Origin of the sequence: Paenibacillus sp. UMB4589-SE434 (assembly GCF_030226685.1) — a bacterium.
Classification (GTDB): Bacteria; Bacillota; Bacilli; order Paenibacillales; family Paenibacillaceae; genus Paenibacillus_B.
Map to the genome: position 1 here is coordinate 1 of NZ_JASOYK010000005.1, position 15,250 is coordinate 15,250.

Annotated in this window: 12 protein-coding genes and 1 riboswitch; all 12 genes read right to left on the reverse strand. The window is 44.7% G+C overall.

The annotated features are described in order from the left end of the window. Positions 1-342: 342 nt before the first annotated feature. The 12 genes from QP775_RS17505 to guaA all read right to left on the reverse strand — a co-directional run bounded on the left by QP775_RS17505 (position 343) and on the right by guaA (position 15,225). Complete coding sequence (locus QP775_RS17505) at positions 343-507, reverse strand: hypothetical protein (RefSeq protein WP_285107993.1); 165 nt, start codon at positions 505-507, stop codon at positions 343-345. 504 nt (positions 508-1,011) lie between these two features. Then, positions 1,012-2,292 carry a GTPase HflX gene (gene hflX, locus QP775_RS17510; RefSeq protein ID WP_285107995.1) on the reverse strand — a complete coding sequence of 427 codons (1,281 nt, stop codon included), beginning with the start codon at positions 2,290-2,292 and terminating at the stop codon, positions 1,012-1,014. Between the two features lie 826 nt (positions 2,293-3,118). Beyond that, positions 3,119-4,828, reverse strand: coding sequence for an adenine deaminase C-terminal domain-containing protein (locus QP775_RS17515; RefSeq protein ID WP_285107997.1), 1,710 nt, complete (start codon positions 4,826-4,828; stop codon positions 3,119-3,121). Positions 4,829-4,866: 38 nt separating this feature from the next. Continuing rightward, positions 4,867-5,976 (reverse strand): ABC transporter ATP-binding protein, encoded by a 1,110-nt coding sequence (locus QP775_RS17520; RefSeq protein WP_239329232.1) that lies wholly within the window; start codon positions 5,974-5,976, stop codon positions 4,867-4,869. 68 nt (positions 5,977-6,044) lie between these two features. Then, the gene (locus tag QP775_RS17525) at positions 6,045-6,833 is read right to left on the reverse strand and encodes an ABC transporter permease (protein ID WP_239329233.1); all 789 of its coding nucleotides are present in this window, start codon (positions 6,831-6,833) and stop codon (positions 6,045-6,047) included. 5 nt (positions 6,834-6,838) lie between these two features. Beyond that, positions 6,839-7,660 carry an ABC transporter permease gene (locus tag QP775_RS17530; protein ID WP_239329234.1) on the reverse strand — a complete coding sequence of 274 codons (822 nt, stop codon included), beginning with the start codon at positions 7,658-7,660 and terminating at the stop codon, positions 6,839-6,841. A gap of 106 nt (positions 7,661-7,766) precedes the next feature. After that, complete coding sequence (locus QP775_RS17535) at positions 7,767-8,744, reverse strand: nucleoside hydrolase (protein WP_285108002.1); 978 nt, start codon at positions 8,742-8,744, stop codon at positions 7,767-7,769. 134 nt (positions 8,745-8,878) lie between these two features. Beyond that, positions 8,879-9,925, reverse strand: coding sequence for an ABC transporter substrate-binding protein (locus QP775_RS17540; protein WP_239329236.1), 1,047 nt, complete (start codon positions 9,923-9,925; stop codon positions 8,879-8,881). Positions 9,926-10,329: 404 nt separating this feature from the next. Continuing rightward, a complete protein-coding gene (locus QP775_RS17545) occupies positions 10,330-11,739 on the reverse strand; it encodes an NCS2 family permease (protein WP_239329237.1) in 1,410 nt (469 codons plus the stop codon). A gap of 212 nt (positions 11,740-11,951) precedes the next feature. Continuing rightward, positions 11,952-12,052: riboswitch (purine riboswitch) on the reverse strand. A gap of 139 nt (positions 12,053-12,191) precedes the next feature. After that, positions 12,192-12,704 carry a DinB family protein gene (locus QP775_RS17550; protein WP_285108005.1) on the reverse strand — a complete coding sequence of 171 codons (513 nt, stop codon included), beginning with the start codon at positions 12,702-12,704 and terminating at the stop codon, positions 12,192-12,194. A 149-nt stretch (positions 12,705-12,853) separates the two neighbouring features. Further along, positions 12,854-13,090 carry a hypothetical protein gene (locus QP775_RS17555; RefSeq protein ID WP_285108007.1) on the reverse strand — a complete coding sequence of 79 codons (237 nt, stop codon included), beginning with the start codon at positions 13,088-13,090 and terminating at the stop codon, positions 12,854-12,856. Between the two features lie 596 nt (positions 13,091-13,686). Further along, entirely contained in the window at positions 13,687-15,225 is a 1,539-nt protein-coding gene (gene guaA, locus QP775_RS17560; protein WP_285108009.1) for a glutamine-hydrolyzing GMP synthase, read from the reverse strand. Positions 15,226-15,250 lie beyond the last annotated feature (25 nt).

Consider the following 15,250-nt stretch of genomic DNA (forward strand, 5'->3'; position numbering starts at 1 on the left):
TCCCGTTCAATGCGCTTCATGATCAAGATCATGTCCTTCATTCAACGTTGCTCGTTGTTCAGTTTTCAAGGAACAATTGTAAGTTACTTTCTTTTCTTCACCGCCGTTCAGCGGCGACTTAATTAATATAACACATTAACCATTTCAAGGTCAAGCACTTTTTTAAAAGAGAGTTGTAAGCCGAATTTCATCTTGCATCTATTCTGCTTGCCCCGCCTATTTCATCGGCGGAAAATTAATATACCACATTCGGCTATGCTTTTGCAAGAATTCTATAAAAGTTTATTGACTGGCTAATCTGACGCTGTATCCCAGCCCACCTTGCTGATTAGTTTAAAACTCTTAGATAATTGCCACGTCAGTCCAACAAACAAAAAGCATAGCCCTTGTCCCTACCTTGCAATCCTGAGCCTCTTGATCATGAAAGTCATCCTCATCCACAATTAATGTTTCGTGAATGTCAGCCCACTCATACTGGAAACCTGCCGCCCCTACGACTAAATTCATGACAATCGATGTTTCATCGGAAAACTAGACTAGATTGCCTCTCGCTTTACTCGAACGTAAAACAATTTACACACAGCCTACCGCCACCATATTCTTCAGCTCGTAGCCGTAGGAGGGATGTCTTTTCTACTCAGGTATTCGATTTAGGTTTTCGATCAATACGTGTATCAGGCTCAGCTATAATTAAGCATGGACATTCATCTAGATAACAATCTACTTTATATAGAAGAATTCGACTAGGGGAGTTCCGATACATATTGCTCACTATCTAAGGGATGACTGACATCTTCTAATGAAAGAAGCTCGTTCCTAATCACCGCAACAACCTCACCGGCCTTAAACACTAATGTCGACAAAGTCGGATAGTTTGACACAACATACAGTTACTTGAGGCATAATGGATCTGATGGATACCTGACTAGAACGTCTAGCTTTAATCAAGCTTCAACATAAAGCAGCCGCCATATGACACTTTTCGTCACATGGCGGCTTCCTCCTTTCATCCTATTCCTGTACAACCAGGTGCTCGAACTTCATATAATCACTAGTTCTGCACTCCAACGTTAACTTTGTGCCATCAGACTCATAGCTGGTATCCTGCACATGGGCGTTCTCATTTAAATACGATACCAGTTGACCTTGATCATAAGGAATCAGCATCATACATTGAACGTAGTCTTTGAAAATATGTTGGCGGATCATACTAATCAGTTCATCGATCCCCCATTTCTTTTTCGCAGAGATGTGAACCGTATCGGTATTTAGATCGTTGTCCGGCACAGAGTCTTGCTTCAAGTCCACCTTATTGAAGACATACACCATAGGGATTTCTTCAATACCAATCGCTTTTAACGTTTCATTTGTGATGCGAATGTGCTGCTCATACTCCGGATTCGAACAATCGACCACATGAAGAAGCAAATCTGCTTCGCTAACCTCCTCCAATGTAGAACGGAATGCCTTCACAAGATGATGTGGGAGTTTACTAACAAAGCCTACCGTATCCGTAAGCAGGAAGTTTTTATTGCCCTCCAACTCAATGCTGCGTACTGAAGTTTCAAGTGTGGCAAAGAGCATATTTTTCTCAAACACAAATTTGTCTTTAGTCTCTGTATACAGTTCAACCAGCGCATTCATCACAGTAGACTTGCCTGCATTCGTATAACCAACTAGCGATACGACCGGCATGCCCGTCTTCTTGCGTTTCTTACGCTGGGTCTGGCGATGTGCAACCAGAACTTCTAACTCTTTGTTTAGTATCGTGATCTTCTCTTCAATTCTGCGACGATCCAACTCAAGCTTTTTCTCCCCAACACCCTTATTCTTGGTGCCTACGCCACCACCCTGACGACCAAGCGATTCACGGAGACCGACAAGACGAGGCAGCAAATATTGAAGCTGTGCCACTTCCACTTGAAGTTGGGCCTCCCTCGTTCTTGCGCGTTCACCAAATATATCTAAGATGAGAATCGTGCGGTCAATAACCTTTACATCTAAGTCTGATTCTAAGTTGCGAATCTGTGAAGGTGAAAGTTCGTCATTAAAAATAACAAGATTGCCGCCTTGCGCCTCCAACATCGCAGTAACGTCCTGAAGTTTGCCTGTACCAATATAATGAGACGTGTTCACACGGCTTAAATTTTGCGTCACAGTGCCTACAACTTCTACGTTGCACGCTTCCGCTAAATTAGCCAGTTCCTCCATTGAATATTCAAAGTCCTGCTGATGATTCAGATTAACACCAACAATAACCGCTTTCTGCTGCTGCTCCATTAATTGTTCCATAAATGAAATCCCCCGTTCTTGTTCTAGTATGCAAATTAAACGCAAAAAAACACAGACCTCTGGCCTGTGCAGTAAGTAAAAGGGAATAAATCATTGCGCGTGACGTCCACAGTCACAATTAGCTGCTTCACACATCCGTAAATGGAACAAACCTAATTAACGGACAGAACATCAATCAGTTAGATGACAACATCACTAGGCAGTGGCTGAACTCGACGAGGCGGCAATGCAAAGCCTCCCCTTTGAGCAGTCATCCTATATCAACTATATCAGTTGACAACGACCTGTAACGCACCATTAACTGCAATCACACCTCGACACCATATTGCACTGAAACATGAACATATTCTTGCTTGGACATGCACACTTCCGCAGCAGCAGCCGCCAAGCATCCCGATTACGTTCACAATTGTGGTATCGAAGTCGACTGATTTCGTTCATCATGTGAAAATTTCACTATTCTAAGGCATAGCAAAAGAGGGCAGGTTCGTCCCTCGCCCTCTCTTGTCGCACTTGTATGACATAACAAGGTTTCCTTAAAAATAGGCAGACCAATCCCGATTACTCTGCACACAGGCAGAGCCATTGAGCACTATTCAGTTAGTGACAAATGTGTTCAATCGGATTCTTCCTGAAAGGAAGATAGCTGCCATATTAATCATCGGAAACCCTCCGTTCTCTAAAAGTTATTATTATGTTAGCATATAGTGCCAGTCCAGAGCAAGCTTAATTCTCGTTAAGCAGCCATTGTACTGGCTGACTCTGAACGAATGCAGCAAGCCAAGTTCCCAAGTAATTTAACTTGCGATGCACGAGCGAACCCTGACTATAATACCAGCGGCACTACTTGGCCCGCATGGACATCAATCAAGCCATGATCCGTCAATTTCAGAGACGGACTTACAGGCAAGGAATGCGTGCTGATCGACATAATCGGGTTATAATGCTCATATCCGATCGATTCCATCGCTGCACGCAGCTCTTTTACATCCTGTCCGAACTGCTCAAATGGCACTTCGGACAGGATACCGCCCACGGGCAGCGGCACATGCTTCAGCACTTCTCCGTCCACAACGACGCAGAAGCCGCCCTGCGTGCCGATAACCGTATTCGCCGCCAGCGCCATATCTGCTGCGCTATGCCCAACAACCAGCAGGTTGTGGTTGTCATGTGAATACGTTGTTGCGATCGCGCCGCGCTTGATCGTATTTCCCGTGATAAGGCCGTAGCCACGCTGACCATTTTTGCCGTACCGTTCAAATGTCGCCACCAGCCCACAAGTACTAGTCTCCCATTGCAGCTCGCTGCTGGTCACTTGAACCTCGTGATGGAGCTCATTTGTATTGGTCGTGCCGTTGACCACTTCCATGACCCGGCACGTATGCATTCCATCGGCAACTTCCACATTGACGATGAAGTCAGCTGCCGTCAGCTTGTTAAGCTTCACACTTTCATAAAAGTGCTGCGGGAACTGCCCCAGTTCCTGTTGCTGCAACGTATGCTGAGCCGCATCATATACAAGTACACCGCGTTTATATACGGAATCAATCGTAAACTCATTCAAATCAGACAGCAGCACAAAGTCCGCGATCTTATTCGGACCGATCGCTCCACGGTCATGAAGCTGCATGCGACGGGCCGATGTGTATGTCGCAGCGTAAATAGCCCGCTCTGGACTCATGCCCATTTTGATCGCTTTGCGCACAAGATGATTCAAATGACCATCCGCTACAAAGGAATCGGCCATTACGTCGTCTGTCACAAAACAAAACAGCTCCGCAACATCCTGCTCGATTAATACCTGCATAATGTCAGGACGCATAGCCTTCTCTTGAATCTCTACAAAACATCCACTCCGCATCCGATCCAGCATACTGTCTACTTCTTGCTCCGTATGATCCGAATCCACCCCCGCAAACATAAAACGGGCTAGATCCAGATCCACCAACTTTTTCGGCGTATGCCCTTCAATAACTACATGCGGATAGTTATCGCGAAAATGCCGTAATATCCGATTCGTCTTGCCATTTGGATCATTTAACACGGCATATGAATCCATAATCTCACCAAGGCAGATCACGCGATCTTGCTGCATCAGCTTGTCGATATCTGCCACATCAATTTCCCCGCCTGTCGTCTCTAACGACGTGGCTGGCACCGAGCTCGGAATCGCGTACAATATGTCAGCTTCGCAGCCTTGGCTAGCATCGATCATTGCCTGTACCCCTTCAAGGCCAAATACATTAGCCATCTCATGCGGCTCCGACACTACAGTTGTAACCCCATTTTTCAAAATACCGTGGGAAAATGTCTTAGGTGTGATCATAGAACTTTCGATATGCAGGTGAATATCAACCAAACCGGGAACCATGTGTCGCCCGCGTCCATCTAGAATTTCAGCGGCTGCAAATTTCTCTTCTCCACGAGCACCAACATACAGAAAGCGGCCATCCAACACAGCTACGTTACCCTGAATAAATTGTTTCATATATACGTTATAGACTTTAACGTCCTTAATGAGCAGATCGATGTTCACCTCATGCACCCCTTCAGCAGTAATATAAAGTTCTTTCGTTACACCGACGTCCGCACGAGCACTACCTTCTCCTTCGGCAGTACCAACTTCACTTCCGCACCGCGGTCAAACGCTTCCTCCATCTCACGGTTTACCGTAAAGTCACCGAGTGGGGTCTCCACTTCATATTGATAGCTGCGGCCAAGGAACGTGCTGATCTTCACTTTTCCCGCAATCATGTTATAGCCCGCATCTAGCTCTTCCGCTGTTAATCCGCCGACTCCATCCACCAGTTCTCCGTCCGTTACAACAAGCAAGTCATCGGGACGAATCGCTGCTTTCATGCTGTCCGTGATCGGATGCCCGGATCGATGAACTAGCTTAATTTTTGTGCCGTGCTCGCCAAAGAGCGACACTTGCGCCCCCTCCTGGCTCATCTGTTGAATATCAATAAAGTTGTTAAACCCGATAAATCGAGCGACAAACTCTGTTGTTGGATATTTATAAATAGTTGCTGGCGCGTCTAATTGTTCGATAACACCTTTGTTCATAATCGCCACTTTATCCGAGATAGAGAAACACTCTTCTTGATCATGAGAGACGTATACCGTCGTAATGCCAAGCTGCTTCTGGATGCGGCGAATCTCCACACGCATATTCACACGCAGGTTGGCGTCCAAGTTGCTAAGCGGTTCGTCAAACAGCAGCAGATCAGGTTGGATCACGAGCGCACGGGCAATCGCGACACGTTGGCGCTGACCACCTGACAGCTCGCCCGGGTAGCGCTTCTCGAACCCTTGCAGGCTGACAACATCAAGCATAGCGTGAACTTTTTTGTCTATCTCCGCCTTATTCGCCTTACGCAGACGCAGTCCATAAGCAACGTTATCAAACACCGTCATGTGCGGAAACAGGGCATAGCTCTGGAACACAAACCCAAAATTGCGCTTATTGACCGGAACACGCGTGTAATCCTTACTATCGAACATAAACTTGCCATCCTTTGCTTCCAAGAATCCCGCAATTAGGCGAAGCGTTGTCGTCTTGCCGCAGCCAGATGGTCCGAGCAAGGAGATAAGCTCTCCCTTCTCGATATTTAGATTGAAGTTTTCCAGAATTAGATTTTTCTCATAGGCTACCGATATATTTTGAAGTGATAACAGTTCCACGTTGTATTCCCTCCGTTTGTCAGCCGCTATGGTGTAATAGAAACCATCTATCCAAGCCGGTCTGTCGTTTATTTCTTCGTAAAGTAGGACAATCCCATCAAACGTTCGATCAATATCATCAACACGCCTGTCACCACCATTAAGAGCACCGATATGGCCGCAATGGTCGGGTCAAAATAATTTTCCACGTAGGTCAGCATTTGAATAGGTAGCGTACTAACCCCAGGCCCCGTCATAAATACCGAAATATCTACATTGTTAAACGACTCCAAGAACGCAAGCAGCACCCCAGCAATCAAGCCGGATCGTATATTCGGCAGGACAACTGTAAAAAAGGTTTTCAAACGCGAAGCTCCTAGACTCATAGAGGCTTCTTCAATCGCATAGTCGAAGTTCGACAAGCTTGATGCGATTACACGAATAATAAACGGCAGCATCAGTACTACATGCCCTATGAGCAAGCTGGAATAGATCGGCAGATCAAATTTAACGACCAGATACTTTAACATCGTAAAGCCAAGTACGACACCCGGAATGAGAATCGGTGATATGAAAATGGAATTTAATAATGCCTTTCCGCGGAATTCCCCGCGGCTTAACGCGTACGCAGCTGGCACACCCAGCAGAAGTGCGATTATATTACCGATCAATGCCACCACAATCGTGACTTTAAATGTCTCCATAAACATATCGACATCAAAAATATTTTGGTACCATCGGAGGGAGAACCCTTCCGGTGGGAATTTGAGTATGGTGCTGTCCCCGAACGACGTAGCCATAATGATAACCAGCGGTCCGAGGAGGAAAATAAACACAAGTGCCGTAAAGACGGCAAGTCCGCGATGCTTCTCCTTCATGTTCGTTACCCCTTCGGATTTAATTTGCGAGCAAGCTTATTCATCAAGCCAATAATGACAAAGGTAACTACGATCATTACCGTGGCAATGATGGAAGCCATATACCAATCGTTTAAGGTCATCGCATTCTGATATAGGAAGGTAGCAACAACACGTTGTTTACCACCCAGAAGCTGCGGTGTCGTATAAGCTGTCAGGCTGCCGACGAAGACCAGAATACTGCCGACAATTAAGCCAGGAACACACAGCGGCACAATAATATTCATAAAGCCTTTAAGTCGCGATGCTCCTAGACTTTCGGAAGCGTGCAGCAAATCTCCATCGATATTTTCCATAACACCAACCAACGAAATAATCATAAGCGGCAGAAACAAATGAATGAGACCAATCACCATTGCTGTCGGCGTATATAAAATTTTGAGAGGTTCATCGATAAGGCCGATGCCCGTCAAGATGTTGTTGACGATACCATTTTTCCCGAGAATGACCATCCAACTGAACGAGCGCACGATTGCGCTAGTCAAGAGCGGGAACAGGGCAAGCGCCAGCAATATGCCCTTTGTTCTGGCCTTTGTCTTCGAGATGTAATATGCGGTTGGAAATCCAAGCGCGATACAAACAATTGTAGTTACTACACTTACTTGGAGAGTCGTCCCTAGTATTTTTAAAATATAAGGATCACCTAGCAGCTTCACGTACCCTTGGATCGTAAATCCACCATCTTGAAAAAATGTCGAACCAATCGTCATAAAGATCGGAACGATCATAAATAAAGTCAGGAACAACAGTCCCGGAAGCATTAAGAGCCATAAATACACTTTCTTCATCGTTGACCTTCTCCCGTTGTCAGAATATCTCTTCGATTGGCGTTGCCTTGTTATTGCTCACACGCTTCTCTAACTACGAGCATGGATGATCCGCAGCAGCCAAATCTTATTGCTTAATCAAACCAATAAATTGGCAGATGAACCGTTCACTATCTACGTCAAGGCATACATTTACGTTTGGGCTGTGACCCAGACGATTTTGGAAGTCGCATACCGTCTGTCCGTCGCATAATTCACTCTTTGTTTCTACATCTACGTACAGCTTCTTGGTGACGACAAGTGTGGGATCGATTGCAGCCCCTACTGCTAACGGATCGTGCAGCGCACAGGCGTTAATGCCGTTTCGCTCCCGATAACGGTCCATATAATCCTTTGTGCATTGGCGCACGATGGGACCAAGCTCGGTTCCGTCCAGCTCTTGCAAATGCTCCTCACTCAGCAAAGCTTTGCGTGTCACATCAAGCCCAACCATCGTCAGCTCAAAGCCTGCTTGCAGCACAATTCGTGCTGCTTCCGGGTCCACATAGATGTTGTACTCCGCAGTCGGCGTCACATTGCCGAATGAGCCAACGACACCGCCCATTATGACTACCCGCTTAATCAGCTTCGGCAGTTCCGGGCACATGCGAACGGCTATCGCCAAGTTTGTCAGCGGCGCGGTCATAATGAGCTCCAATTCGCCGTGGTATGTTTTAGCCTGCTCGATGATAAATGACGCTGCATGCGGCAGATCCCCAGGCAATGGAGGAAGCTCTACGTCATGCAAGGCACCGCCAAGTCCATCGCGGCCATGAACATGATGTTCAAAAAATAAAGGTCTTAGCATAGGACGATCTGCGCCAGGGATAACCGGAACGTCGCCATACTCTATTTCACCGGTATTGAGCCGTTCTTGTTCTAACGCAAACAGTATTTTACGTGTATTTAATGTTGCTTGAGACAATGAAACGTTACCGCTAACAGTTGTGATGCCTAGCAGCCTAAGCGCATCACATTTTACTGCCATCATGATGGCAAGCGCATCATCAACTCCCGTATCCACATCCATGATCACAGGTCTTAATCCCTGTAATTTCTCTATCATGTGTTAAGACCTCCTTTTATACAGCACTTGGTCCAATGACGTTTCCCCACGCATCGTATTATGATTACGTATTGTGATGCTAGGACCAAAGAAAAGGGAGGGGTGCTTACGCCGCCCTCCCTCCAACTTACTTACTACTCCATCTCACGGTTCCAGCGATCGATCCAACCGCTCATTTCTTGATTGACTTTGCGAAGGTCGAGCAGCTTTAATTTTTCAACAACTTCAGCCCCATATGTCATCCCTTTGGCTTGCTCATCCGTCAGCTTAACCAGCTTGTTAGTTGGTGAATCCACACGCTGCTCAGCGTTAGCCTGTTGGACTTGTTGGCTTAAATGCCAGTTAATAAATTTCTCAGCCAGTTCTTTGTTCTTTGATCCCTTAACTACATTAACTGTGTTCAACAGCGCATACGCGCCCTCTTTTGGCGTGATGTACTTTGCAGAAGGAACAGCCTCCGACACACTTCCGTAGAACGTATCCTGCATAGGCGCCACGACAACTTCGCCTTGAGCAAACATATTAACCAAGTCAGCCGACTTCGAGTAATATTTCACGACACCAGGATTAATTTCTTTCAGCGATTTGAATGCTGCTTCCGTGTTCATCTCTTGATTGCCCGCGTGCTTAGCTGCAATATCCATCAGCATCGGCCCCGTTGTAATCGTTATGTTCGGCAAGGCGAGCTTGTTCTTAAACTCTGCTTTCCACAAATCACTCCATGATTCAACTGGTGTCTTCACTTGATCGCCGTTCACAACTAATCCGAGCTGCGCTACAGTATGGGCAGGGCCATACTCTTTGCCAAGCGGCGCCTTTGCAATCTCATACAAGTTCTCAATGTTAGGAATGTTCTTGTGGTCAATCTTCTCGAACAAGCCCTCTTCAATCCCTTGCAGTGCATAATAGTCGGACAAGTAGATCAAGTCTACTTTCGAGCTGCCTTGGCGAACTTTATTTAAGCGATCCGTATTATTACCGATCTCAGTTACAATCTTCACGTTGTATTCTTTCTCAAATGGCTCGTACACATTTTTACGCATTGCATCTTCAGCGAAACCCCAAGTTGAGATGACAAGCTCTGTTGGCTTGCTGCTGCCTTCTTCCTTGCCGCCTCCGCAAGCAGCGAGAAGCGTACCAAATGTCAGAACGACGGTGAGTAGTAAAGCCAGCTTTTTCATTAACGTATGTCCCCCTAGATGCTTAACTTTGTATGAGAAGAATTGTTCTTTTCAACATGGACAAGAATAGCACAGTTCCATGCACACTTCAAGTATTTTTACGAACATTATAACATGTTGTACACATTAACGTTCGCCTTTAACACAACTAAGACTAACATTCAACAGCTAAACGGTGTATAAATTAAATAAACGACTGATTTATCATTCTAAATTACGTCCACTATTCCTGCGTTAAGAACCGAATCCGGATCTGATGCCTGTTTTTCATACTTGATCATAGTTATCGATAACAAATAATTCCTATCCCTAATCGACTGCTCTCGCCCATAAAAAAGCGCCCCAGCCATTGCTGACTGTTGCGCCCTGAATTCATTTCTAACGTAAGCACTCCTGCATTGGAATCAATGTCCGCCGCCCATCATGAGGTAACGTGCCAACACAAGGACAAACAGTATCCACATCATCCAGTGAATCTTATACTTTTCCTTCGTTTTGCCGGATACGTTCGCCACAAAAGCAAGCAATACATAAGACAGAATTCCGAATGAAATACCGTTAGCAATGCTGTACGTAAATGGCATAAAGGCTACTGTCAAAAATGCCGGGATACCAATAACAAGGTCATTGAAGTTAATTTCACGTACGGATTGCATCATCAACACGCCTACTACGATCAATGCTGCTGCTGTTGCAGATCCTGGGATCAAAGCAATGATTGGAGCGATAAACAAGGACAACAAGAAACATACACCTGTTGTTACTGCTGTCAATCCTGTACGGCCGCCTGCTGCAACACCTGCGGAGCTTTCAACAAAGGCAGTTACCGTAGAAGTACCCAGTACAGCGCCACCGCCTACAGCGATCGAATCTACGAACATCGCTTTACCGACACGCTTCTTGCCTTCTTCCGGGTTCTTCATGTAGCCTGCACGGTTCGCTGTGCCTATCAAGGTACCAAATGTGTCAAACAACTCTACAAACGTAAACGTTAAAATAATCGATACAATTCCGACACCCAATAAGCCTGAAAAATCAAACTCGAATACATTTAATTGTCCCAAATCAGGAATCCATGGTGTCTTGGACACGTCGTTTAGGCTGTCAAAGGAAACAACACCCATAAAGATGCCGATAACCGTTGTTCCCAAAATACCAAACAAGATAGCTCCAGGTACGTTCATGACCATCAACACGGAAATCAATGCAAGACCGATAATAGTCAGAAGCACCTGTGGATCTGTGAAGCTGCCAATGCCAAATACCGTCTCAAAGCCCTTCAGCGGTGTAAATACACCCTTGCCAATATCGTTAACAGATTCAACTGATACGGAAAGCAATCCACTGTTCTTGAGGCCTACAATAGTAATAAAAAGACCGATACCTACTGTTATCGCATGCTTCAAGCCGTCTGGAACTGCCTCAATCAGCTGCTGTCGAATATTCGTAATGGTTAAAAGGAAGAAAATAATACCGGATACAAATACCGCGGTTAAGGCGATCTGCCAGGTCACCGGATGATCTGTCGCTGCTGTTGATACAATGACCGATGCAAAGTATGCATTCAGCCCCATTCCGGGAGCGAGCGCTACAGGGAAATTAACGAAGATGCCCATCGCAATCGTAAAAATACCGCCAGCAATTGCAGTTGCTAGAAATACGGGATACCACTCCATGCCCGTCTTGCCGAAACCTGTCAAAATGTCAGGGTTAATAGCCAAGATGTAGGCCATCGTCATAAACGTTGTTATACCTGCCATAATTTCCGTTCTGATCGTTGACCCATGCTCCTTAATTTTGAAGAAGCGTTCCATAAGTGTTACATCCTCCCCATGAGAAATCTCATATTGTGTGTACCCGAAAATGCACCGAATTTGTTATTTTGCTATATATCGGGCATTCGCCTGACAACAAAAAATAGCCCAAGGAATCAGATTCCAGGGCTACTGAACAAGATGATGGACGCCAGGCAAGCCTAATGGCAAACATAGCAGCCCCTCAATCGATAACGTATCGTAAAGGTGGCAATGTCCGTTCATCTTCTCGTAGCCAAGTCATTTACGGTGACCTTGTAGAGACTCTCGGGCCAATTCCCGAGATTATACGAAAAGGAGTTTCTGTTTTTGTTGTACACTCTTATTTTAGTGACAGGCTCGAATTTTGTCAACAAAAATCACGAATAATATATTGAATACACGTTGTTAATGTTCGTTATTTCCATGTGTTTGGGTCGTGAACTTATGTAATGACACCACCAGATGAACATCTAAGCCTCACTTAAACCCTCCATAATTTCATTTATTTGTTTAATATGTCTTTGTTCGTGAATGTACAGTGATCTAACCCATTCTATTAATGCCATCTCTTTAAAGACTGGGTGTATAAAATGTCTTCTGCTCAACAGTGTTGGGTCTTCCACTGTGTTTAATATCTCGTATAACTTCTCTCTTGATTGGTTTAGTCTGTTAATGATTTCTTGATAGCCTATAATCTCATCAGTGGGTTTCGCAATGTCAGGAGCCTCTATCTTGTTGTTTCTATCAAGTAGAAATTCTAATGGTTTATTCCCTATGAATGAATCTTCGTCGCTTTTTAATCCCCTCTTTATAGCTACACCATATAATTCTTCTGTCTTAATTAAGTGCTGACAAATCTGATTAATACTCCAACTGTTTGTGTCTTTCCGAGCGCTTAATTGTTCCTCACTTAATCCATTCACAATACCTAATAATTCATCTCTTGTTTCTTTTAATTTTAGTTTGATCTCTTGCAGCTCCATAGACAACTTCCTTTCTTTTATCATTTATGGATCGTTCCGATAATAATATTGGATCTAAGAGACCGAGAGACTTAGGACGTATTAGGCAGAATCTGATGGATCGAGTCTCGAGGTTTGTTCGTTGATCTTCATTCGTACATATGCAGACATCATTTCTTTAACACAATAATTTTGTAATTTCCATTTAATACGGAACTTTCTTGATGAATGATCTTCAATGGAATATTGCTTAATATTTCATCAAACCTTCTGTTTATATCTGTTCCTAAAAAGGATGTGATCCTATTCAAGGGCTTCCCCATCAATAAATCATATAGAGGAGCTAAAAACTTATATTTCTTTATATTTGTGTTGTTTTGCATTGCAGGCATTCTTTCTCCTTTCATGTTCGTATGGCGCTGCAATTTGTAGGGATATCACCTAAAGTTGTAAGGTTAGTTGGATCATCCACTAGAATCTGCTGACCGAAATCCCGACCGATTATCACCACTTTGATACTTCCCAAAAAGCTGCTGACATTCGCAGTGTTATAGAAATACCCGCATGTCTTATCATATTCTTTCATGTTCCACAATATTATGTTTTTATTCGTTTGTAATGGACTTAACCCAAACAGTAGTACCACATTGCCATAAGGATAACTCTTCCAATCCTCTCTATTATTATACTTCTAATATCATAAATCTCTACCCAGAAAAGCAGGCTAGAAAAAGCTTGATTCTACTAAACTTTTGCATACTTCGTTTGAAACAGATCGACTTTCACTGCAAGATGAGCATAATTATGAGATGGTGATTATATTTGTTGAATAGGAGGAATTCAAGTATGCGATTGACTCCACGACAACAAATGTTGCGATTAGCAGTTTTAAGCTTAGTTCTTTAACTTTGGTCATAAAAAAAACTCCCTTCTACCTGGTAAATAACACAGATAAAAGAGAGTCATTATTAACATTCATTTATTGCAGATGTAATGAAAATCCTTACTCCCACTCAATCGTTGCTGGTGGCTTCGACGTTACGTCGTACACGATACGGTTAACGTTATCTACCTCGTTAACGATACGAACGGAGATTTTCTCGAGAATATCCCAAGGAATACGCGCCCAGTCCGCTGTCATGCCGTCAATAGACGTTACTGCGCGGATGCCGACAGTGTAGGAATACGTACGCGCATCGCCCATAACGCCAACACTCTTCATGTCAGGCAGCGCTGTGAAGTACTGCCAGATCTCTTGATCCAATCCGGCCTTAGCAATCTCTTCGCGCAGAATCGCATCCGACTCGCGCACGATTGTAAGCTTGTCCTCTGTTACTTCGCCCAATACACGAATCGCAAGTCCTGGACCTGGGAATGGCTGGCGCCATACGATCGCATGCGGCATACCAAGCTCTTCGCCCACTTTACGTACTTCGTCTTTGAACAGCGCATTCAAAGGTTCGATTAGCTTAAACTTCATATCTTCCGGCAAACCACCAACATTATGGTGCGACTTGATCGTTTGTGCGGTAGCTGTTCCGCTCTCTACGATGTCTGTGTACAACGTGCCTTGCGCCAAGAAGTCAAATTCGCCCAGCTTGGCAGACTCTTCGTCAAAGCAATAAATAAATTCGTTACCGATAATTTTGCGCTTCTGCTCTGGATCGGATACACCAGCCAGCTTGCCCATAAAGCGAGCACGTGCATCAATCTTGATGACGTTAAGGCCGAACTTGCCGCTAAACGTCTCCATTACACCTTCCGCTTCGTCTTTGCGGAGCAGGCCGTGATCAATAAACATACAAGTTAATTGTTCGCCAATGGCACGGTGGATCAGCATAGCTACTACAGATGAGTCAACGCCACCGCTTAGTGCGCACAGCACTTTGCTGTCGCCTACCGTTGTACGAATCTCTTCAATTTTATCTTCAATAAAGGATTCCATCGTCCAGTCGCCGTGGCACTTACATACGTCAAACAGGAAATTGTGAATCATCTCGTTCCCTTTGACAGAGTGACGCACTTCAGGATGGAATTGAACTGCATAGAAATTTTTCTCGGGATGGCTCATCGCTGCAATTGGTGCATGCTCTGTGCTTGCATCAATCTGGAAGCCTTTCGGAAGTTCCACAACCAAGTCGCCATGGCTCATCCATACAGTCTGGCTTGCTTCCAAACCTTTGATCAGACTGCTGTTTTCTTTAAATACAACGTCGGATTTCCCGTACTCTCGCTTACCCGCACGTTGTACTTTGCCTTCCATCTGATGAGACATCAATTGCATACCGTAACAAATGCCAAAGATCGGAAGTCCAAGGTCATAAATAGCTGGATCTACATGAGGAGCATTCTCCTCATATACGCTCGAAGGTCCGCCTGAGAATACGATCCCTTTCGGATTCATTTCCTTAATCTTCTCGACTGGTGTGTTATACGAAATCAATTCGCTGTATACACCTAAATCGCGAATACGACGTGCAATTAACTGATTGTATTGTCCACCGAAGTCAAGCACAACAATCATTTCATGATGCTTACTCATTAACGACGTGCCTCCTTGAAATATA